A 23,679-nucleotide genomic window follows, 5' to 3' on the forward strand; every position below is an offset into this window, starting at 1 on the left:
TCCGCTGCGGTGCGATCTGAAATCCAAACCCGATCGTGTGTCCCAGCTGCCACAGGTTGTCATACCGCAGGCTCAAATCCAGCCGCAGCGGCGTCGTGTTCGCGCTGTAGCGGTTGTTCAACTCCACGCTCCCGTGCAGCGGAAACTGATCCTTAACCGTGAGCTGAACATCATATGTTCCCGGGAGCACTCCGGGACTCAGGGAAGGTGTTACCTGCAACCCCGCGCGCCGGTTCAATGCGACAATCTCCCGCTCAACGTCAGCAAAGTTCGGAACACTTCCCTCGGCCAGAGACGGCACCCTCGCCTTGATCTTGTTGATATCGTAATAGCGCGAGCCATTAACACGGAGACGCCCGATGGGAACCTCCGCCACTTGCAAAAAGATCACCCCACGACTGGCCTTCTGCAGAGGAATCGAAACGGAGACCGTTTGAAAGCCCTCGTCCTTATACGCCTTTTCCAGAGCCGCTCTCGCCTGCTCCACATCTCCCGCCGTACGGCCGGGGCCGAGATAGGGATAGACAGTGTTTTCCACCGTTTCGCGCGGCAACTTCTTCGCGCCGACCACGCGATACTCCTGGATGTACATGGTCGGCTCATTCTCGGGCGCGGCGTCGTTTTCCTGCGTCGCCTGATCAGGCGCGGCATTCTGAGCCCGCACAGCAAAGGAGGACACGAGTGCGCAGCCCATCGTCAAAATAACGAAAGGCGAACGCCTCCATGAGGACAGTGTAGTTGGTAGTTTTGTAACCAATTGAGTGGAAATCGAGGCGCGCGTGCTTTTTCCGAAGCGTCCCTTTGAGAAACAAAACCCGGCACCAATAACGACTGTATTAATCGTGATTAAATCGCGTGGCAAGCCCTTCCTGAAAATGGAAACACATTTCACGCAACCATCTCTTTTTCAGATTTTTATAAATCGCAAAAATCCCCAAGCGAGGAGTTCGACACTTTTCCTGGCAACGAAATGACGCTACGCGGGTGTTAAAACATTCCCGATTTTTTCCTTGCGAAAATAACAGAAACCAAGCTACCAACAAATAACGACTCTTTAAGTCGTCTTACAACACCAACACTACCCTTCGCTTGAGCATACGAATCGCAGAGCGGGGTCACAGAAAATCCACATGAAATTAAGAATCCATGCGGCCGCTGTGATCGCCCTGGCGATTACCGCAGCCAGTAGCCTCACCGCCAAAGCGGCGACGGTTACAGACTATCAAAACGGAGATATCTTCCTCGGTATCCGCGCCCTCTCATCAGACACAGGACAGGGAAACTCCACCGTTTATCTTCTAAATCTTGGCAACTTCAGCGAGTTCACCAATGCAACGGCGGGAGCGAGTATTCAAGTCGCTAACCTTCTATCTGACTTAAGTGCCATTTATGGCGCTGATTGGTACCGTTCGTCCCTCCAATGGGGAATCTTTGGTGGCTTAACAGACACCGGTACAGATAGTTGGGCTTCCCTTTATGCGTCGCGCACAGTCAGTACCTCAACACCTTGGAGTGCTCTATCAGGAAATCCAGCCGAGACCACTCTGTCCAATGTCAACAAGGTAAGAAACTCCTTCAATGGCTCGTTGGCCTACGGAAGCAATCTTGATGCAACAACCCAGACCACGACTGGAGAGTACTACAAGCAGGTAACTGCTGTGGGCAACGACTTTGGTTCTGGAAGCAAGTGGACAAGCATCGAGACATCTCTCACGAACCAACTGAATCTCTTCGCCATAAATAATGGAGACTCGACGGTAGATAAAGTTGGAACGTTTGGTGTTTCCAACCAAGGCGTCCTGACCTTCACCGCAGTACCAGAACCATCGACCTATCTACTCATCGGTTTGGCAGGAACTGCCGCACTCATCTTTCGCCGCCGTCTGACCAAACAAAACGCCTAGACCTTCCCTAAAAATGAAATCATCTCTCAAAAAGTTCGCAGTAGGAGTCCTCAGCCTCACGGTTGCCACCCTGACTCAAGCCACCGAAATTATTCACATAGTCGGCTCCAACGGTGACCGACAGGCAACCCAATCAGCTATCGGTCACCTTTTGGGTGCAGAAGGAACATGGACCTTCCAGGGTGTCAACGGTTATGCAACTGGAACCGGCGGTTCAGCAACAGTCAGCGCTACTGCAACAGGCTCCAACTATGGAGTTTGGAACGGAACCTACAATAGCACACCTGTTATCATCAAGGTATCCTTTATCGGTGCGGCTGGTGCCGTTGCGGCGGTCGCCGGCAGTCTGGATGCACCGTTTGTGCAGCCTGAGGCCCCGGCAAACACCGGCAACCTTCCAGACCCAACCACTGGAGCACACGACACGGCAGTTCCTGACTTTGGATTTTCAACCAATTTCCAAGCCACAACTCCGTTCAATGGAGATTATCTGGGTCATACCTATGTCTCTCTCGACGAGACTCCTGTTGGCATATCGGCACTTCAATATGTCGCAAGTCCAGGATTCCCTGCTGGCGCTAATTTGACGACTCAGGTTGCCCAACAGCTCTACCTGGCCGGTGCCGTCCCCTTGTCCCTGATCACGGGAAACTCGGCTGACGAGAATAAAATCGTCTACGCACTGGGACGAAACTCAGATGCAGGGCAACGACTGGCTTCCTACGCTGAGTTTGGCCTCGGTGCGAATGCTACGGTGCAAGTTTGGTTCCCTACGACCAACCCGGCTCCGAATCCGATAACCGCGAATACCCCCACAGCAACACCCACTGGTCAGGTTGCCGCTGCGGGTAGCGTGCCGAAGTATGGGGGAACCGTCGAAAACATAGCTCTTTGGCCCATTCAAACCGTTAGTGGTGTCAATAGTGGCTCACTTGGAAATGGCGGATTCACAACGGGTGCCGATCTCGCTCCCTACTTGACTACGGTACTTGCTCCTGCCGCCTACAAAAAGCGCAGTTCATCTGCAGTGGGTGGATACTTCATCGGGTACGTGACACCCGGAGACTATCTCTCCCGCATCGTAAAGGATGGGATTCCCGAAGCTAACCGTGGCGTTCCCCTCAAGTGGAACGGCGTCGACTATTCAGAATCCAACCTGAAAAATGGCACCTATACTGCTTGGCTCTATAATCGTATCATCAAGCGTACTGGAGAACTTGAAGATGGATCTCTCAAGGCTCAGTTTTTCGCTTCCCTCCGAGACCAAATTTTGCAAACCGATGCAACTCAGGGCGGCGGACTCAAGATCGACGAGAATGTCCGGGTTGAGCGATATACCGATGGTGGGAACGTTTTTCCCCTTTACTAAAAACCGCTCCTAAAGCCTAAACAAAGCGCCAGTGCAGGCTTCATGCCTGCACTGGTTTTTTCGTGAATATGAAAAAGATTCCAATCCTCCTTATCGGGTCTCTCATCCTGAATGCCTCGTTGTTCCTGATCATCGGCGCGGGTGGCAAGAAACCGACGGGAACGCGCACCCATGCTGCCGGAGAATCGACTGAATCCGCACCAAGACCTCAGGAAAAGAATACCGAACTCTCCGAGACGGTCTCACCGCCTCTGGAACCTCGGGCCTCTAGTTCACCCCAGACACCCCGGCTTTCTGCCAATGAAGCAAGCGCATACACCGCCGCAAACTCCCCTGTCTCCCCTCCGGCGTCACCGTACAAAACCCGCACTGCCTCGACCGCATCAGCTCTATCGCCTGCGATATCATCTGTCCCGTCCTCCAGCACATCGTCGGGCTATGTCGCTCCCCTGCCCGATGCAGGATCATCTGCGCCCATCCAGTCATACCCTGTCGCCATCAGCATCCCCGCAGGTCCGGGCAATTCCATTACCTACCGTGGACAGCAGGCTGCGATTACCGCAGCGCGGGCGGCAACCGACTCTGAACCTGCATCCCTCGATGCGTCTGTGACTTCAGTGGCCGGGTCAGCACCGAACTCCAGCACCGCACAGACAGGAAACTCCACGGAAGCGCCCCAAAGTAGCTCAATGTCCTTTGACGATCAACTTTTCCGTACCAAATGGGGCTGGGAGGCCTACGATCAGGCTCGCAAGGCTGCTTCTCTCGCTGCGTCAGCTGCCGCCACACCTGGAAATTGACCGCTGCCGGACATCCGTCCGGGAGCTATTCGAAAGGCGCGACCAAGGGTAGCGTACTCTGGTCGGCAGCAGTCATCGAATCACGCCTGCGACTATCCTTGAAGTGTCGTTACCGTGGGCTGTGTCATTACTCGCCACCTGCGCGCAGCCAACTCCGGTTGCGCTCTCCATAAAATGCCGAGTCCTATCACAAGGCCGATGAGTTCTCTCCACTCGGCGTATTGTCTTCATCCTCCCCATCGCCGCCGCCATATCCCAGCACATCGACGCTGATGATGGACGGCGCCTCGGTAGTTTCCTGGCTTTGCTGGCGGGCCTGATCAGCAACATCTGTCGCTGCGGCATTATTGGCTGCGGTTGGATTAGAAGGAGGGGGAGCGGGCGCAGCGACGGCCGCCGGAGGTCCAGACGTAGGAACACCGGTTGTCTGCGGAGCAGCGATGTTATCGGCATTGCGCACCTCCACGGCCGCAATAGAAATCGCACCAGTGGCTCGAATGCCCGCGTCGCCGGCATCGACGGCCCCATTCGGGGCAATAAGGTCCACCTCACCAGGCTGCACCCCGGCAACGGTCGCGAGAACACCGATACCGCCGCCCGTGGCAAGGCCCGCCAGGTCAGTCTGCACATCGGCGCTTTGAGGATCGAGAATGACCCGTGTCGGCGGCGCAAAGGTCACAGTCTTCGCGGCCGATCCCGCCGCAATATCTCCCTCGGATGACCAGATGATCTGATTGCCGCCTCGCAAAGTGAATATCCGCCCGATGCCCAGCGAAACATCCCCACGGGTGAAGATTCCGATATCGCCGCCGCTTTCCGTCACGATACCCGGGGGGATGAGCGTATTCAGTGCGGTATTTGCCAGGGAGAGCTTGCCGGATGGCGAGAAGATGCTGATGTCGCCCCCCTGCTTGGTCCTAATGTCCCTCGACCGTAGCGTGATATCGCCTCGCTCTGCTGAGATTTCGCCAAACAACGACTCGATCGCAGCAAAACCGCTTTGATAAGCCGCTACGCCTTGGGTCTGGAAGTTTCGTCCGGCATCGCGCAACGCGAGATAAAGGATCTTCAAGGCAATGCGCGCCTTGGCTTCATCGGAGAGTGAGGAGATCGATGCGCCATCAAGTTCCTCTGCAATGACACTGGCATAAGCCCTGCCATTTCCCTCAGCGTACTTCGCAAGGAAATCATCGACATTCAAGGAATCCGCCAGCCCGCCAGCAGAGCCTAGTCCCGCACCGATGATCAACTGCGCGCCAGTGTAAGAAAGATAGGGATTCTTTGCATTGCCGACCGAGGTAATACCCACTCCGGTGCCATTGCTGTTATTCGCGCCAGACCCCAGGTCCAGATCACGCCCGGCAAGAACCTCCAACACGCCGGGACCAGCGATCTGAATATCCCCGGCGAGCGAAAGAGCGTTAAGATTCAGGATGTTTCCCGTGCGGCTCGCCGCGAGACGCAATGCCGTACTGGCATTGTAGAGAATAATATCCCGTCCGCTCGACACCACGCTGACATCGTCCGAGTTCACATTCTGTAAATAGAACGCCACATCGGTAATATCCCGGCCCGCCAGGATCTGAGACGCCTTGGCAGAATAATATTCCAGGCCGGAAATGTCGCCCGCCAGCGCATAGATCCGGGCAGGCTCGGAATCTCCATCGTGCAGCAGATCGGAATCGTGCAGCGCCTGCTTCGTCTGGAGCGCGCCAGTAGTGGAACCAGATTCGCGGAACAGGTTGTCGACGAACGTGAGGAACCCGCTGCCAGTCGAGCGGGCGCGGGCCTGCACGATGCCAACATCGGCGACAGCCTGGTAGGCAAAGGGTGAGGTGATGCCGGGGATGGAGGATGGGTCAGCGTCGGAGAGATTAATGCTGGCAGTACCCCAGGTGGTGGTCTTTACGCCGCCGATAAGGGTGCTTCCGTTCGCCTGAAGACCATTGATGGCCTTGGAGGCGAGCAGCGAGAGATTTCCAGATGGCGACGGCGACAGGTTGATCGAACCGACCAGATTGATATTCCCGCTGAATGAAGTGATGTCGAGGGTACCCGGCATAACGGTCGTCAAGGAACGGAATGGCGTCACGCTGGATTCATCCAATCTGAGCCACGGCTGATAGAATGATGTAGACGCCGGAGAACTCGTCAGGAGGTGAACCTTTTGGAGATAACTAAACAGTATCGGAACGGACGAGCCTGCGGTGTTGCCAGACAGGGTGATCGCCTCCCGCATCGTCACTGAGCCGCCGAGGGAAGCGATCTTCACGTAACTGTCCGCGTCATAGGTCGAGAAGTAGGTTTTGTACCAGTAGGTATTATTATACCCTCCAGGCATCAGGAAGGTATTCACCGCAGGACCCAGAAGGGCGTTGCCCCGTGCGTTGATATCGAAGCCGCCGCGACCGACAAAGAGCGTTGTGGGCAGCCAGGTCAGGGAGTCGGACACCGCGTTGCTTTGTGAGGACAGGTAGACCAGCGACGGAGAGCGGGTGGAGTTTGTGGTGATTTCGCCCCCGACATCGAGCGTCCCCGCTCCGCGCTCCACATAGTAGACGCCAGCATCGAGATTGCGGCCAGTCTTGACCACCAGGTCACCGCCCCCGAGTTCGACGAGATTGTTCGCATCGGGCGCGATGGCATTGCCAGCCGAGTCCTTGCCTGCCATGCGCGCATTCGTCGGTATCACCGCATCGACGTTGCTGATATCCCTTCCCGCCGTCATGGAGATATTGCCTCCTCCGAGAGCCCCGATTCCCTGGAAGAAATTACTGAAATCCACCCACCAAGCTGTCGAAGCGATCTCTCCAAGAGCGCTCGTTCCGAATGCTCCAGTCGCCGGGTCGACGTATCCACGACGGTAGAGCCAGTTGTTGGGAAGCTCCTTCTGCGAATCCGCCACGAGCTGGCCGCTGATCTTGGTCAGGTGCTCGATATTCTCCTGGGCATAGAGCGAGATGTTTCCTCCCGCCATGGTGAACTGCGCAGGGTAAGTCGGATTTTGCTGCACGGCTCCGAGCACGGGAGCGCCGCCATTTTCGTCCAGGATGGGAAGATCAAAGGTCCCTCCCAACGTCGGGTCGCTTACCTGGGTGCCTGCCGTGTAGATGGAGGCGAACTGGTTGAGCAGTCGGATGCTGCGTCCGGCGGATATGTCAATATCCCCCGAGCCGGTGCGAATGACCTGAAAACGCGTGGCCACGGCCGTCGACGTCAGGGCGCTCGTGCCATTGCTAAAGGTATTGGCACCATAGTCCTTGCCCAGTTGCAGGAATCCGGAACTGGCGCCCAGAGAGCCGACAGGTTGTACGCGATGGAAATCTGCCGCACTCAAGTCGGAACCGGCGGTGAAGCGATAAGACCACGACTGGGTATTGACCGGGAGCAGCGAGCTCCGCGCCAACAGCGCGGAGTTGTAAGCCGATGTGGTGAAGCCATCGCTAATCGCGTTGTAGAGCGTGATGTTCCCCGCGGCCCGAAGGGTAAGGACACCCGGTGCACGCTTGGCCCCGTACCGGAAGGTCGCGAGGTTCCAATCACTGGTCGCAGTGCTCGAGGTCGTGCCGAGTACCAGATCACCCGTGCGGTTGATGATTTCGGCTCCCGGCGCAAGAACGACGACAGGTGCGAGTGCTGAGTTGTTCGCCAAAAGGCGGTCCATCATCGCGGTGTAGTTCGCAGAGGTCGTGCCCGCCGCACCCAGGAAAGTCTGCGCGTCCGAGTTGATCGTATTCTGCACCGACGAGGTGATCGTGCCGGTTCCGGTCAGATCGTACAGCCGGTATCCCTCGACCAGGATGCTCGACGCGTCGACGATCGTGCCATTGATCGCCGCAACGGACAGGTCGGAGCGCGTGCTATTCTGCGGAGCGCGCAGATGGAGTTTGCCGCTGAATTTTCCGTAGGATGCGCTCGACGCCGTCTTGCTCGCGACGGACAGGTCGATAGTCGCTCCGGAGCGAATATCCACCGTTCCGGTGCCAACCACGCCGTTGCGCTGCGAACCGGCTTCGATGGTGACCTGCCCGCCCTTGCCCGCATTGTCAAAATCCTGCGCTGCCACGGTGAGGAGCGATCCTGATGCCAGAGTCACGCTGCCATTTGCCTCCAGCGAGATTTCACCGCCGGTTACACCCGAGGCATCGACCGTTCCTGTCACAGTGATCGACCCCTGATCGGCTGAGAGCGCAAAGTCGTGAGCGATGGCCAGACCGTCCACCAGAACATTGCCGCTGCGAACACGGAAGCTGCGGCTTTCGGTGAAACCAGCGTTATTGAGACGCGCATTGATCGTTCCCAGTGACGCGAGCGAGCCAACGTCCAGACGAAACTCGCCTGCACTCCCGCCTGCCCCGGCATAGCCACGGAGTCCCCCGCCCAAGGTGAATGAGCCCTGGGGAGTCGATATCTCCAGGCTTCCCGCATCTCCACCCCCGGCGGCTGCCGATACATCGACCGAGCTGCCCGCAAGGAGGTTGACCGAGCCTGCATCAGCCTTGAGGACGATATCGCCTGCATCCGTGTACCGGAAAACGTCGAAGAACCGTTGCTCCGTGCCGGAGACATCAAGAAGCCCGCCGACCGTGAGATCACCCGAGGTGGCGCGCAAAGTCAGCAGACCGCTGGGGAGCACAATGTCGGAGTACGCCGCTACGCTCTGCCCTTGCAGAGTGAGGGAAGCGCCCAGGCCCGACGTGAGCATGCTTCCTGTGGAGGAGGCGAAGAGCAAGAGGTTTCCACCGGCCACCAGAGACTGCGTCGACTGGCTCGCCGCAGTGATGCGCGGAGCCGTGACGATGACGTTCCCTTGCGCTGTCAGCCCTCCCGTTCCACTGAATGAAAGCCCGCCAGTGGTCGTGAGCCGCAGGTCGGAGTACTGATCTACCGCGAGTTGGTTTGACCCGATCTGAATCGTGTCGGCAATAAACTCCAGTTTGCCAGACGCCGGAGCGAGAACAGCCAAAGAAGATCTCCCGGGGCTGTTATCGAGTAATACGCTGGAAGCCGAAAACGCGACCGCTCCGCCGCCCGCGTTGAAGCCACGTATCTGGGCGGCGTGCAACTCCAGAGCGCCAGATGTCGCAAAAGAACCGGTCCCATAGATATCGATCGATGAGTAGCTCAGGAGCGAAAGCAGCTTTGCCGAGCTCAGGTCCTGAAATGCTCCCCCCGCAAGTACCAGACCCGTCGTCGATTGCAGCGTGCCCGGGTTATCAAAGAGCAGGCTGATCTGGCCGCTGTTGAGGCTGACATAGCTGGCATGGAGATCCGCATCGGGGCTCAGGCTGGTACGGCTGGTGGAGTCGAGAATGAGGCTCAACCCGCTCACCGAGGCACCTGCGGCCAGCGTCATGAGCGGCGTCGTGGAGTTTGACACACCCGAGCGCACGAGCCCTCCGCCGATGCCATTGCTTACGCGTACCAGGGTTCCGTCCCCGCTCCCTGCCACGGAACTGCTGCCAAGCAGCAACGTATCAATGGCGCCTATCGTGCCAGTCGCCAGCAAGGAGGAGCCTGCCGTGAGTTCGATCGATCCCTTTGAGACGAGAATCAGATCCGGCGCGCTCAACGACGCTCCGGCATTGTCCACCCGGATGCTGCTGGTCTTGACGCTCACCGTCGTGCCTGAGGAGCCGATTTGCCGCACACCGCCGATGAGCAGGCTCTCCGCTCCAAAGCTGCTCAGCATGGAGGAATCCAGATTCAGCGCTCCGGCAACCGCCGTTCCATTCGGTGCGATGATGTTGATCGGAGACGAGCTGGCGATATCGATCAGCCCACCCCTTCCTGTGCCCCAGCCCTGCGCCTGGACCGTTCCCGCGAATGCCATGCTCTGGGTAGCCTGAAGAATCAGCTGGCCCGCGTCATCAGGCAGGCGGGCCGTCGAACCTTCCGGCGCCAGGGCGCGCAGGAAGGATGTTGCGAAATAGGTCTCATACTCCGCTCTTTGCGCGATTACCGTCTGGGACAGCACCTCAAAGCGAGTGGACAGCGTCGACACTTTCCTCGACGTATTCAGGCCATTGTAGAGGTACCCGGATACGATGGAGGAACCGTCAGGCAAAGTCACGTTTCCAGTCGGCGTTCCGCCCTGCGGGGTAACGAGAAAAGCTCCCGGCAAAAGAGCATACCGGGCAGGCAGCAGGGTATATGATCCCGCGGCGAGGCCCGGGCTGGCGCTCAGGTACACCCGATCCCCCACGGAGAGCCTTTCATTGACGTAGCCGGGATCGTTTCCGAGCGCATCAGTCGCACCGAGCCTGTCATTAAACGCCCCGGTCGGTGAGACCGAGTCAAAGCCGGGGATGATGGCGAATGAGCCGGTCTGGCCGAGGATGTCAACCGTGCCGCCATTTCCACTCACCCATCGATAAGCGAGCAGGTCGCCACCGCCGCGAATATCGAGGGTGGCCCCCGAGGCGACACTGAGCGCCTGGCCCGCGATCGTGATGGATTTGGACGGAGCACCAATCGCCGAAATGTCGGTACCAGCGGGATCGATCCAGGAGTTTCCATCAACAGTCAGTCCGTAAGGGATCAAGACCCCCTGCCCCGAGATCGGATCGATGGCGGAGACCGAGGTTACGCTGCCTGCTCCCAGGGAAAGCGTGCGAGTGGTTGGTAGTGTGATCGAGCTGCCCGCGATGAGATTGACGGGCGCGGTATCCGTTCCATCCCAGCCGAGATTAATCGTGCCAAAGGGCGCACGCAGTACGCCATCCTGCTGAATGGTCGAGGCGTAAATGCTCAACCGCCCGCCCGCCGACAGCGGGAGCGGACGCACACCCGCTGCCTGGATGGTGACGGAACCCGGCTTGCCTCCATGATCATAGGCGGTGATCGTGAATGGAGACGCTGTCACCGGATAGATCTGTCCGGCACGCAGGAGAAGGTCCCCCGCCATGTTAAGCGTGCCGCTTCCGCGGATATCCCCATTCTCCGCGATGAGAGACGCCTTGCCGATATTCTGCAGGGACAACGTGCCGACGTCGATCAAGCCCGCCTCCACGATCAGGCTTCCCGGTCCAAACGTCGGAGCAAACTGAAAAGCCGCTCCCACGCCAAAGGGGCTGGTCATATCCTCAAGTTTCTGCGGCGTCGGGAATGCCATGCCGAGCGCCACGTAGGGAGCAGTCAATCTCACTTCCGAGTCGGCATACAATACGCCGCCATCGGCGACCGAAAGCGACTCCGCTGCATGGATAGCCACTGCCCCCTTGAACTGGACAGAACCGTTCAGTTTCAAAGAATCAAAGCCACCCTGCTGAAACTCATCGACGCTAAAATATCCCTGCCCCACGAGAGGATTTCCCGACAGATTCCGCACTGCCTGTCCCACGCGGGCATCGGCAAACCCGGCATTGTCGTTCTGGGTGACGACGAGAGTTGTGTCATAGGGAGCGGGCGTCCCGCCCGACGAGTAAAACTTTCCGGAAGAAACAATCAGTGTCCCTCCGGATGCGCTCGCCCCCCCAGCCCGACCGAGCAATGTGGCATCGGTGAAAAGCATCTGGCCGCCTGCGAGCGTGATCGTTCCGCCGTCGCTGTCGACCCTGGTACGGACAGTTGCCAGTTCGTAGAGCGATGCCGTCACCCCGCTTCGCGCGGTTAATTTGTACGCAGACTCCGGCGCGGCCTCCAGCGGATGCACATCCAGCCAGTCACTGGCTCCGGAAACGTCCAGCAAAGCACCCCGCGCCGCCACGATATTACCCGATACGGAAATCGACCCGCCCGGCAGCACCGATCCGGTCCGGCGGCCATAGGGATCAGGCGTCTGCACCATCGTCCCTGCGGCAGACAGCACGCTCTGTGGCCCGAGATAGACAGTGGTAAGGGCCATGGATTGCTCAAGAAAGAGAGGTAGCGAACTGGATGCTCCCTTGACTGTGATCGACCCGCCCGGGGCATAGACTCCTCCCAACACTGTAACCGTATCGCCGGCCAGGGATACGCTTGCTTCCGGCACAGTATGTATTTCCGCCCGCTCGCCGAGCAGGAGATCGCCGCGAATGGTCACCGTCGTCGAGCTAAATGCGTCCCGCGCTCCCACTGCGGCGAAGCTCAGGCTCACCGGTAACAAATCGTTCGCAGGCCGACCGGTCGGGATGAGGGCGAGGTGTCCTTTTCCGTCGGAGGACACCGCCACGGCTCCCTGCCGTACCGGAGCGATATAGGTATCCGGGGCTATGACCAGTCCGGGAGCGAATTTCCCATCCGGCAAAGCCTCGCCGATACCATTTAGCGTGATATGCGAGAATCCTCCCTGGCTGAAGAATGCAGGATCAATCAAAAGCGTTCGCCTGCTGTCCGTGCTTCCTCCCACCTGAATCAACGGAGCTTGAATCGTCAGCGATCCCCCCTCGCCTCCGGCATACCCTCTGAGTTCCGCACCCAAGGCAAGCTTTCCGCCCACGACCGAGAGCAGATTCGGGTCCTGCCCTCCCTTGATGGAGATAGCGCCTGCGTCCCCATCGTATTTCTTCCCGGTGGCGGAAATGCCTGCCCCGCCGGAGACATCGATCACCGCCCCCTTGGAAAGACTTACCGTGTAGCCAGAAATGTCGATGCTGCCACCATCAACCACGATGGGTACAGCCATCGCCGTCTCGGAGCCCGGCCTGTCATCAACCAGCAACCCCGCAGTGCTGATGTGCGCCGTAGCGCCGATATTGACGTTTCCGCGTCCCGCGTTGGCCAGAGGCACCACCTGAGGATCGATCGAGGCGGCTACCGCTGACGCATAGGGCGAAATATTGAGCGCCTTGAACACCAATGCCCCGCCCGGAGCCTGCACACTTCCATCGACATTGATATTGGCGGCAGTCAGAGAAATCGATCCTCCGGCTGGCGCCTGCAAAGTAACACCCTCCGGCACCGCGATCGAGCCGTCGCTATTGTCAATCGTCAGCACGCCAAATCCCTTGCTGGTCAGCAACTCAGGCGACAGCTCCACCAGCTTCAGACGGCTCGCAGACAACGCCGCTGGGTTGCCGCTGGCATCCACGGAAAACGCCCCCGCTTCGGGAAGGCTGGTTCCCTCGCGGAAGACAATCGCCGGAGGCGTCGGGTAGGTAATGAAATAGTTGGGATCGACATTCTGCTGCCCCTTGAAGGCCAGAGTGAGGCTGCTCGGGTCGGCGGCCTCGCTCGTGGATGCCGTGGGGCGGATCTGGCGCGCGCCGGCGATCGTATTGCCTAACAACTCGCCGTCCAGCGCCATCGCGGGAGCGGTGATCGTGAGCTGGCCGCCATTGGCGCCCTGGAAATAACTATCCTCCCAACGGCGTCCGCTAAGCGCGAGCGGATTGGCAAAGACTTTCCCCGGTCTCCATCTGGAATCCGCCTGGCTCGACACTCCCGTGTAGATGCCATCATAGACCCGGTCCGGGGTGGCGGCGGAGATATCAACGAGGCGTCCATTGTAAAGTACGCGCGTGGTTTGAACGAAGCCGCTCTCATAGCGCACCCAGCCGCCCGAGACATCGACGATGGAGCCCTTTTGCAGGACGATGGAGTCGCCCGCCTGAAGGTCCACCGAACCTCCCGCCGAGGTCAGTTGCCCGACGGAGCGCTCGACCAGACCAGCGAAACCCGTGGCGTCTCCGAGCGGAGTGCCCACCCAGTTGCGTCCGCCATAGGTTCCGGTCTTGCGGATGTCGATCGTAAGCAGAGTCGCCCGGAGAAGCTGATCGCGCTGGAGGGGGGAATTCGCCAGTTCCGCTCCACGCAACTGCACCGTGAGAATATTCTGGCTCAGCGGGGCAAGCACGCCAGTGGTACCCGAGACATCGATAAAGGAATCGGAATCGAGATAGATCTGCCCGCCGGAATAGACGAAACGCGATGTCGGCGGCGCATAGGCCCAGTCGCCAGCCTGCGCCGTCACCTTGGCATTCGGGGCGAGGAGCGACGAGCCTCCCTCGAAATAGATCGTCTTGCCCTGGAGGTTGACCTGCGAGCGGAGAGCGAGTTCGGTGCCGACCGCCTTTTCCGTGCTCGCAAGCTCGGGCAGGATGCGCATCGTGCTGCCCGCGCCGAGCTGGATGCTGCCGGTCTTGCGGTTGAAATACGGCAGACCCTTGCTGGCATTGGCTGCGTCGTACGCCGCATTGGCGACAGCATCGTAACTCGCGATGAGGTCGATGCGACCATTCAGCGAAACGGAGGTGCTGCTATCGATGGCGCCTAGCTGGCGGATGTCCGCCCCGACCAGAGAGGCGCTGGCCCGGGGAATCGAAATCTCGCCCGTGTTAATGACCGTTCCTCCATAGCTGCCCACACTGCCGACATAGACATCGAGGCCCCTCAGGCTCGGGTCGGAACTCGGGTGCGCCGTCAGCCCTACCTGCAACCCGGCGGCAAGTATCGTCTGGCCATCTGGAGTCGAGATGGTTCCGTCATTCCGTACGTTCGCTCCGACGAGGGCGATGCGCCCGCCAACCTTCGCGTCGGTGGTGGGAGCAGTCAGCTGCGCGCCGGCCTCGACGATCACGTCACCGTTGCGCCCATCGGCGGTCAGAGGTGCGGGTGGCGTAAACGCTGCCGTCCCCTTGGAACCAGCGGCAATCGGGAGTGCGCTGAAAAGATATTGCAGATCGGCGTTATTGAGCAATCCGCTCTGGATCAGGTTGTCATTGATCGGCAGCGACGCAGCCACGAGAGACCGCACATTGACCTGGCTGTTCCGGCCAAAGATGATGCCGTTCTGGTTCAGAACATAGACCTGTCCCTCCGCCTTGATCGATCCGAGAATCTGGGACGGCTTGGGAGATTGGGACTGCTGGCCAGATGAGTCAAAGACCTTGTTAAAAGCGATCCATTTGCTCGCCTCGCTCTTCCCCTGGCTCTGGTCAAAGCGAACCTCGGTATTCCGGCCGACATTGAATGTCTCCCAATGCAATATTGCCTGCTCCTGGTTCTGGCGGATGACGACCTGACTGCCGTTCTGCGTCGGCAGATCAGCGCCATCCCACCGCGCATTCGCTCCGGTGAGGACCTTTAGACCTCCATCGGTGAGTCCGTCGGGCACCACGACAGTGGGAGCTGTGGCACGCGCCTTTACCTGCATGGCGCGTACTGCGGCCAATGCCTGGGTGGTGCGAGCCAGTCGATCCTGCGCTTTGTCCTGAGCCGCTGCCGCAGCTTCCGCGCCGGCAGTGGAACGGGCATTCGCGCCTTGCCGGGAGCTCCCCGAGACCCCGCCGCCACGCAGGATATCTCCCGCGCGCAAGGCCAGAGGAGCAGCAAGCAGCGCAGTCCCCAGCATGAGGACGCACCACACCGATCGCTGCTTGAGCTCTGGACGCTTCACACCCAAAATCGGTCTTCCCTAGCCGTCGCTGCGACCCGACTTGTCGAGGCGTACCTTTACGCTTCGCTCGATCTGCACGACCTTGCCCTCATGCACGGTGATCTGAAGCGAACCAAATCTCAAAGCGCCTACCTGCCGCTCGACCACATCCTGCCAGGATGAGTCGACTCTCACGGCGGTGTTGGCACTTCTGGAATCCGGCAAATGTCCTCCACTCATAAATCCCTCAAAATTTGATATTTCCGTTGAATTCAACCGGATGCGGACCGGGACAAATCTGTTCCCGATTCTCGCCTGTCGAAATTTCCACCAATCTAATAACGACTTTTATTATCGTGCTTTAACGCAATGACAAGCTCTATCCCATGGTTTGCTGCCGCTAAACCGGACGCGATCGCCCAGTCTTAAATCGTACCCCTCCCGCTCAAAAGCTGCGGGCTAGAAACAAATACGGCGCTTCAGAGTAAAGTCCCTCCGGAGCGCCAGAAGCCGCGACGCAGCCCCGCGTAATGACGACAGTCTCAGCTTTTGTCGAATCGCACGCAGATATTCGCCTCGACCTTGGTCACTCTTCCCTCATGCACCGTGATGGTCACGGATCCGAAACGCATTGATTTCACCTGCTCCTCCACGACGGACAGCCAGTCGGAGGCCTGTCCCGCCGACAGGCTGTCTCGAGTGTTTGGAGATTTCGTTCGGATAAAACTGTCTGTTCCGCTCATCGTTTAACGTTTCTTTGAGAATCTGCCTTAGGGACAAGAGACTAAGCCCGTGAATGCTTCTGTCTTCATGCGGCAAGAGAAAGGAATGCCTCCTGGGCGGATCTGCGAACCTCGATATCGCCGTCTTTGAGCAAAGGCTCCAGATGGACGCGAGCTTCCGGCCCGCCCACCCTGGCTACCACAAAAGCAGCTGCCAGCCGCACTTGCGCCACAGGGTGTCTCAATCGGTTAATAATGCGGTAGTCCGCTCGCACGCTTTGCATCGCGAGGCTCAGAATTGCTTCGCGTACCACCTGCCAGGCTTCATCATCCAAAGATTCGAGCAGCGCGGCGCGGGCAGCATCGCTGCGAAACCTCCGCAAACCGCGAGCCGCCTCCAGGCGCACCTGCCAATCCTCATCGTCCAAAGCCAGGATGAGGTCTTCAAAGACAAACGCGCTGTCGTAGTCCGGGATCGACTGGACCGCCGCACGCCGGACCAGCGCCTCATCATCGCGAAGTGCCGACCGCAAAGCCGTCACCAATTCCGGTCGCCGATAAGCCGCCAGAGTCAACACGGCTTCGCGGCGCACCGCGGGCTCGCGATCACCAAGCGCACGAATCAGGTCGGGCAGCACGGATGGAGAACGATACCTGCGCAAGGCGATCACCGCCACCAGCCTCGCCTCGTCGGCGGGATGGTTCAGCCCTTCGGCGAGAAGCACTGTAGCAGCTGGGTCCTGGTAAGACCGCAAGAGCTCATGCGCGGCGGAGCTGATTTCATAGTCAGGATCTGCCGACACGTCGAACAGGGCCGGGATCACACTCACATCGCTGCTTCTCTCCAGCAATTTCAGAGTGAGACGCCGGATGTTCGGCAGTGGATGCGCAAGGTAGCTGGCGAGTTCGCCAGCGGGCAGGTTTTCACGATTCTCAAGAGCTGCTTTCAGCGATGCGCGCAGCTCTTGATCAGTATTTTCAAAATTTACAGATGCAGACATTTTTATGACGAGTTGAGTTAATGAAAGCTCAATCCGCCTCCTTCCTGCGAAGCGAGGCGGACTGGCGAATTGGCGGACGCAACTAGACATCGCCCGATTTCGCCAGCCCATTGCTCCCTTATGACATTCCTTCCTCGCATAAAAGCGACCATATTAGTCGTTATTAAATCCACAAGGTTTTTCTGAAGAAACTTTGGAACTTCCCGGCGCGGTATTCCCGATCTAGCTCACAAGGCGGAGATCAGGATCAAGCCCCTCCTGCTCCAGCCACTTCCGATCATAAATCTTGGAGAGATATTTCGCTCCGGAATCGCAGAGGATCGTGACGATCGTCTTTCCCGGACCATGCTCGCGGGCATAACGAACCGCGCCTGCGATATTGATCCCGGAGGAAAGGCCAAGAAAGAGCCCTTCCTCGCGCAAAAGCTGATGAATCGCGGAAATGGCCTCCTGGTCGGGGATGCGATACGCCTCGTCGACAGTCAGGCCCTCCAGATTGCGCGTCAACCGCGACTGGCCGATACCTTCCGCGTGGGAATCACCGTCGTTTACAGACGGATTTCCCAGCGTGAACCACGACCACATGGCCGCCCCGTACGGGTCTGCGCAAACCGCTGCGACCAGTGGGTTCTTTTCCTTCAGCGCGAGAGCTGTCCCTGCCAGGGTCCCTCCGGTGCCAACTGCCGCCACGAAGGCATCGATGGTGCCATTGGTCTGTTCCCAGATCTCAGGGCCTGTTGTGAGAAAATGCGCCTGCCGGTTGGCGAGATTGTCGAACTGATTGGCCCAATACCATCTATTTTCCTCAGCAAGACGCCGCGCGATGTGATTGTAGTTCCCGGGATCGCTGTACGGTTTCTCCGCGACGGTAAGCACCTCGGCGCCCAAAGTCCGCAAGAGCGAGATTTTCTCCGGCGATTGCGTTTCGGGGATGACAATGACGGAGCGATAGCCCCGCGCATGCCCAATAACGGTGAGACCGATGCCCGTGTTTCCTGCCGTTCCCTCCACGATCGTAGCGCCGGGAGCCAGGGCTCCGCTCTTCTCGGCATCGAGAATTATCCCCAGCGCGGCCCGATCTTTCACCGAACCACCGGGATTCATGAACTCCGCCTTGCCGAGGATCTCGCACCCCGTCGCCTCGGAAAAATGGCGGAGCCGGACCAGGGGAGTCCGGCCCACATGGCCATCGACGCCGAGGTAGCTCGAGCTCACGGTCAGGACCGCGGGGCCGCATTCCACGGCGCACGGGCGAGCAACAGCCCCATGCCGCAGAAGTCGGTGATCCCTGCAAAGATCAGCCCCGCTCCGACGAATCCAGAGAGGCCGAAGAACCAGCGATTCACAAAGAAACCCAGCAGGACGCCGATGAGCACCAGCGAGCCAGCCGCAATGCGCACCTGGCGTTCGAGGCTGATCGCCCCGGCCTTGCCCCGCTTCACGGGAAGACCGGCATCCACCCAGGCTTGCGTGCCTCCCTCCACCACCACAGGCTGATGAAAGCCCTCGGCAGCGAGTTGCTGCGCCGCCTTGGTAGCGCGTCCCCCGGCGTGACAAAGGATATACACCGGGTCTTGAGCAGGCACGTTCAAGTCAGCTCCCTTGAATTGTCCAAGAGGAAAATTCCGGGCCTGCGGCACATGGACCTCCGAGAATTCCGATCCCGTGCGCACGTCGATGAGCGGCAGGTTCGGGTTCGCGGAAAGCAGATGCTGGAGTTCCCTGGGCGTGATCGTAGGCATGGCGTTTCTATTTTCTCGGTAAACGATGCAGCACGCTTACCAGCGTGTCCACATCCTCGCGGGTATTGTAAAAGGCCAGCGAGGGTCGGACGGAGCTCTCCAGGCCGAAGTGCCGGATGGCAGGCAGCGCGCAGTGATGTCCCGCGCGAACCGCGATGCCATGGCGGTCGAGGTGTTTCGCGATGTTTTCATTCGGGATTCCCGGAATCACAAATGACAGCACACTGGCTTTGTTGGTCGCCGTACCAATGGGCTGGAGGCCAGGTATGGTGGACAATGCCGACGTCGCGTACTCCAGGAGCGAATGCTCATAGGCCGCGATCGAGGGGATGCCGACCTTGAACAGGTAATCAATGGCTGAGCCGAGCCCGACCACCCCCGCAATATCCGGCGTTCCCGCTTCGAATTTCTCCGGCGGATGCTGGAACACGGTCTTCTCAAAACGCACGTCTCGAATCATGTGTCCCCCACCCTGATACGGCGGGAGCGTTTCCAGCCACTGGGTCTTGCCATAGACCGCGCCGATGCCGGTGGGCCCGAAAACCTTGTGACCGGAGAAGACGTAGAAATCAGCATCCAGGGCCTGCACGTTCACCGGCAGATGCGGTGTCGACTGAGCGCCATCCACCAACACGGGAACGCCGCGCCCGTGAGCGATCTGGATGATCGTTTCGACAGGATTGACTGTTCCCAGCGAATTCGAAACGTGAGCCACTGAGACGATCTTGGTCTTTGGTCCCAGCAGCCGGACGAACTCATCGAGGATCAGCTCACCACGATCATTGATCGGGATAACCTTGATCACCGCCCCGGTCTGCTCGGCGAGGAGCTGCCAGGGGACGATGTTTGCATGGTGCTCAAGTTCAGTCAGGATGATCTCGTCGCCCTGCCCGATGTGCTTGCGCCCATAGGTCTGGGCTACGAGGTTGATACCCTCCGTCGTGCCGCGCACAAAGATGATCTCGTGCTTGTCCGCCGCGCCGAGGAATTCTCGAACCTTCTCCCGCCCGCTCTCAAAGGCTGCTGTGGCTCGCTCCGCCAGCGCGTAGGCCGCACGGTGGATGTTCGAGTTGTCCTTCGCGTAGAAGTGCGAGGTGGCGTCGATGACGGCCTGCGGCTTTTGCGTCGTTGCGGCATTATCGAGAAAAATCAACGGATGGCCGTTGACCTCCTGATGCAGAGCAGGAAAATCCGCCCGTACCGAAGAGACATCAAAGGCCGACAGCGGTGTCGGTGATTTCGGAGCGCCTGCCGCCGGGTGACTGCCGAGAATGTCGGACTGGTTGACGAAGTAATACGAGGGCGTCGCGTCCTCAAAGCCGGAGGGACAACCTGTGCCGGACTTACGCGCGCCATCCGGCAGGAGGCACTTGCCGCTCGGCGCACCGAAGGCAAAGTCGTCCTGTGCAAACTGCGAGGGGGTTTCCGCCACGCTTGGCTCGCTAACAGTCGGCTCATGCACGGGCGGCACCACGAAGGGCGTCGCCGGAGCATCAGCGACTTTGGGCGTCACCTCCCCTCCCGGCAAAGTGATCGCCGATGGCGACGGCGGAACCACGGCTGCCGGGCTCGCCACACTCAACGGCTCGGCCGCAGGCAACGAGGGAGCCGCCGAAGGTTCCGGAAACCTCGTGGTCACCGGCTCCTCATGTACGGACGGAAACCCCGAGGGCGAACCCGTCGGCGGCGTACGCCCCGCGAAAAACTCCGCCGCGAGTTTCTTGATGATCGCCGTTTCCGGACTTTCGCTCTCCGGCTTGGAAAAACCGGAGGCGCTCTCCGAATCAAGCCGTGGGATAGACATACTCGTGGTAGTTGTTTACGGCGACATTATCGAGACGAGCGATGGCGTCTTCCGTAAGTACAGCCACGGAGAAGTAGCGGGTCACAAGGTGCGAAGCGATCGAGTTGTCGCTCGTGCCGCTGTAGCGCACGGAAAGTCCGGGCTCCACCTCGCCAGTGACGCCGACCTTTTGCAGGCCCACGACGCCTTGCTCGGCCTCACCCACGCGGAGAAGGAGGATGCTGGTCTTGTTGTCCTTCACTTCAAGTTTGTTCGACGGAATCAGCGGCACTCCGCGCCAGGTGATAAACGGCGAACCGAAAAGATGCACCACCACGGGGGGCACGCCCCGGCGCGTCGCTTCACGCCCAAAGGCAGCGATGGCGAGCGGATGAGCGAGAAAGAAGGCCGGCTTTTTCCAGACGCGGGTGAGGAGTTCGTCGAGATCGTCCGGTGTCGGGGCACCCTTGCGCGTTTCGATCGTCTGGCTCGGGGAGACTTCCTTCAGCAGCCCAAACTGCGGGTTGTTGATGATTTCCGATTCCTCTTTCTCACGCACGGCCTCAACCGTGAGACGCACCTGCTCGCGGAGCTGGTCGATCTGGTTGCTGTAAAGATCCGTAATGCGCGTGTGCGTGTGCAGCACCGTCTGGATGGCGCTCAGGTGATATTCCCGCGGGTCCACCTCATAATCGATGAACGTGGTCGGGAGCTTCGGCTCGCCGAGGTCAACGGTGAGCAACTCGGGCTGAAATTTACCCTCTTTCTGGGCTACGCGGTTTACACGATAGACGCCGCCGTCCACATTGACGAAAGGCAGGAGTTTGTGCAGCCACCTCGGGGTGATGTGATCCCATTGGGGGACTGTTACGGTTGCGGTGGCGAGATTACGCGCCGCGGCGGCGCTAAGGCTGTGATTAGCTGGCTGAGTCATGATTTGCGGAGCAATTCGGTGGATGGATGTGCTCGCGTGGCTGCCGATCCTGACTCGCCTTTTCAGGTAGATTTCAGGTCCGCCATGCGACTATGCAGGCTTCCCATCCCGGTGCTTCCGCTGCGGCAGTCAGCCTTCCGGTGGTGTCTTGCGACGATTGCGTATCCTGCAAAATGGCACGGTCATGTCAAGGGCATTAAACCCCGCTGTCCTCCCGCCGGAAACCACGACAAGCCTGATGGAACTTAATGCTGGAATAAACACGACCACTTTGATAGTTATTCATCAAATGAGCACAGTTCTACCGACCGCCGTGCTTTCACCGAGGGAGGTCCACGACCAGATCCAGACCGAAAACCCGCTCGTAGTGGACGTGCGGGAACCTGCCGAATATGCCGCAGGTCGCATCCCATCGGCCCAGATCATTCCACTCAGCGAACTTCGCCAGGTTTCCCAGCAGTGGAAGCGCGAGACGCCGATCATCCTTTATTGCCAAAACGGAGCCCGTAGCGAGCAGGCTCGCATCTTTATGGCCCTTCGCGGCTTCACCAACCACCGAAGCATGAAAGGCGGCTATCTCGCCTGGAAAAACGCTGGCTACCCGGTGGAGGCATCCGAGCGCGCTCCATGGTCATTTGATCGGCAAGCCAAGGTCGCCATCGGCCTCGCACTCGCGGGGTTCACCGCCGCTGGCCTGGCGATCAGCCCGGCGTTTCTTGCTGTAGATTTCGCCATCGCCGCCGCCCTGATTACGTTTGCATTGACCGCTCCTCGCTGGCCAGCCCAGCTCCTTTCCCGACTTCCATGGAACCGAGTACACCATTCCTGAGACAGGAGGCCGATCTCGGCTCCGCTCCCACCCTGCCCTTTCACCCCGTGGTACCAGCGTTGCTGGCGTCTTATGAAAACGTAGGCGGTCTGAATAACCGCGACGCGCACAACATGCCGTCAAAGCGCGCGGTCGCGCTCGTCTGCGAGGACCTGCTGCAACTCCTCTTCCCCGGCTTTCACGACGAGGATGCCGTGCACAACAGCTCCCTCCTCGATCTCACCAATGAGCGCGTGCATCGTGTGGTGCACCGCCTGGAGGATCAGGTACGCAAGGGCGTTCGCGTCGGCAACCCCAAGAAGCCCACGGGCCGCACACCGGCCATCATCGAAGGTTTCTTCAAGGCCATCCCCGAGGTGAGAGAACTCTTGCGGACAGACATCGAGTCCGCTTACGAAGGCGATCCCTCCGCCCTCAGCCGGGAAGAAATCCTCCTCTCCTTCCCCGGCATCGAGGCCATCGCGATCCAGCGCCTGGCCCATCTGCTTTTCAAGGCTCGCGTACCACTCGTCCCCCGGCTGATGACGGAATGGGCCCATGGCCGCACCGGCATCGACATCCACCCTGGCGCCTCGATCGGCTCTCACTTTTTCATCGACCACGGAACCGGCGTGGTCATTGGCGAGACCTGCACCATTGGCAATCACGTCAAGCTCTACCACGGAGTAACCCTCGGCGCGCGGAGCTTCGCCAAGGACGGCGAAGGACACATCATAAAGGGCGGCAAACGCCACCCCGACGTTCACGACAACGTCACGATCTACCCCAACTCCACCATCCTCGGAGGCGAAACCGTCATTGGAGCCAACTCCACCATCGGAGCCAACGTCTTCCTGCTGCAAAGCGTCCCCGCCAACTCCCTCGTCATCTACGAGGAAAAGCAGCTAAGCATCCTCGATAAACTCGCCCGCCGCATTCCGCATGCGCTTGAGTGGTCAATCTGAGGGAGCCTTCCGCAGGCTCCTTGACTACGAGAATCCTCATCTTCAGCGAGTTCGTGTCCCTCAAGATGAACGACGTCATTAACGCCAAGGAAAGACATCGATCATCGCGGAACCCGTGCCAGCACTGCATAACTAATACCGCGCATTCTTGTTCCAGCGTTGAAGGCATCATAGATGACTAGGAGGTCGAAGCTGCGCTTAGAGATCTGATTTTTTCCTTTAAGAAAGCGATACACCCTCAACAAGAAAACCCGTCATTAAAAATCGCTCAACTTCAGTTCTAAATTATTTCGCGTTTGGGATCAGGCCAGAATGCCGGTCTCCATATGGCGTAGCAATCCCCTTATTCCGCCTC

At 59.1% G+C, this 23,679-nt stretch carries 14 protein-coding genes; 5 read left to right on the top strand and 9 right to left on the bottom strand.

Translation table 11 applies throughout. From position 1 onward, the window contains the following. Nucleotides 1-694, bottom strand: a 694-nt coding sequence (locus tag TSACC_RS00005) for a POTRA domain-containing protein (protein WP_169809482.1), incomplete at its 3' end; no start/stop codon positions are given. Between the two features lie 436 nt (nt 695-1,130). Between TSACC_RS00005 and TSACC_RS00010 the strand changes: the two genes are divergently transcribed. From TSACC_RS00010 to TSACC_RS21550, 3 genes are all read left to right on the top strand, one after another. After that, on the top strand, nt 1,131-1,904 hold the full coding sequence (locus TSACC_RS00010) for a PEP-CTERM sorting domain-containing protein (protein WP_075077355.1): 774 nt from the start codon (nt 1,131-1,133) through the stop codon (nt 1,902-1,904). 13 nt (nt 1,905-1,917) lie between these two features. Next, complete coding sequence (locus tag TSACC_RS21545) at nt 1,918-3,273, top strand: hypothetical protein (protein WP_153811173.1); 1,356 nt, start codon at nt 1,918-1,920, stop codon at nt 3,271-3,273. A gap of 68 nt (nt 3,274-3,341) precedes the next feature. Next, nucleotides 3,342-4,073: a hypothetical protein gene (locus TSACC_RS21550; protein ID WP_153811174.1), complete on the top strand. Its 732-nt coding sequence runs from the start codon at nt 3,342-3,344 to the stop codon at nt 4,071-4,073. Nucleotides 4,074-4,260: 187 nt separating this feature from the next. Here the strand turns inward: TSACC_RS21550 and TSACC_RS00020 are convergent, their stop codons facing one another. The 8 genes from TSACC_RS00020 to TSACC_RS00055 form a co-directional block, all read right to left on the bottom strand. Next, nucleotides 4,261-15,390 (bottom strand): filamentous hemagglutinin family protein, encoded by an 11,130-nt coding sequence (locus tag TSACC_RS00020; RefSeq protein WP_075077357.1) that lies wholly within the window; start codon nt 15,388-15,390, stop codon nt 4,261-4,263. Nucleotides 15,391-15,408: 18 nt separating this feature from the next. Beyond that, nucleotides 15,409-15,609, bottom strand: a complete 201-nt coding sequence (locus TSACC_RS00025) for a YezD family protein (RefSeq protein ID WP_075077358.1) — start codon at nt 15,607-15,609, stop codon at nt 15,409-15,411. A gap of 302 nt (nt 15,610-15,911) precedes the next feature. Beyond that, entirely contained in the window at nt 15,912-16,112 is a 201-nt protein-coding gene (locus TSACC_RS00030) for a YezD family protein (RefSeq protein WP_075077359.1), read from the bottom strand. A 65-nt stretch (nt 16,113-16,177) separates the two neighbouring features. Beyond that, nucleotides 16,178-17,182, bottom strand: a complete 1,005-nt coding sequence (locus tag TSACC_RS00035; protein WP_237763868.1) for a HEAT repeat domain-containing protein — start codon at nt 17,180-17,182, stop codon at nt 16,178-16,180. 132 nt (nt 17,183-17,314) lie between these two features. Next, complete coding sequence (locus TSACC_RS00040; protein WP_188334913.1) at nt 17,315-18,307, bottom strand: cysteine synthase A; 993 nt, start codon at nt 18,305-18,307, stop codon at nt 17,315-17,317. A 2-nt stretch (nt 18,308-18,309) separates the two neighbouring features. Next, nucleotides 18,310-18,834 (bottom strand): rhodanese-like domain-containing protein, encoded by a 525-nt coding sequence (locus TSACC_RS00045; protein ID WP_075077361.1) that lies wholly within the window; start codon nt 18,832-18,834, stop codon nt 18,310-18,312. Between the two features lie 7 nt (nt 18,835-18,841). After that, entirely contained in the window at nt 18,842-20,638 is a 1,797-nt protein-coding gene (locus tag TSACC_RS00050; protein WP_075077362.1) for a cysteine desulfurase, read from the bottom strand. Next, the gene (locus TSACC_RS00055) at nt 20,619-21,551 is read right to left on the bottom strand and encodes a family 2A encapsulin nanocompartment shell protein (RefSeq protein ID WP_075077363.1); all 933 of its coding nucleotides are present in this window, start codon (nt 21,549-21,551) and stop codon (nt 20,619-20,621) included. Before TSACC_RS00055 ends, TSACC_RS00050 begins: the two co-directional genes overlap by 20 nt. Before the next feature lie 289 nt (nt 21,552-21,840). Between TSACC_RS00055 and TSACC_RS00060 the strand changes: the two genes are divergently transcribed. Both TSACC_RS00060 and epsC read left to right on the top strand, forming a co-directional pair. Next, nucleotides 21,841-22,380, top strand: coding sequence for a rhodanese-like domain-containing protein (locus TSACC_RS00060; protein ID WP_075077364.1), 540 nt, complete (start codon nt 21,841-21,843; stop codon nt 22,378-22,380). After that, nucleotides 22,356-23,324 carry a serine O-acetyltransferase EpsC gene (epsC, locus tag TSACC_RS00065; RefSeq protein ID WP_084400067.1) on the top strand — a complete coding sequence of 323 codons (969 nt, stop codon included), beginning with the start codon at nt 22,356-22,358 and terminating at the stop codon, nt 23,322-23,324. Before TSACC_RS00060 ends, epsC begins: the two co-directional genes overlap by 25 nt. Nucleotides 23,325-23,679 lie beyond the last annotated feature (355 nt).

The organism is Terrimicrobium sacchariphilum (assembly GCF_001613545.1).
Lineage (GTDB): Bacteria > Verrucomicrobiota > Verrucomicrobiia > Chthoniobacterales > Terrimicrobiaceae > Terrimicrobium > Terrimicrobium sacchariphilum.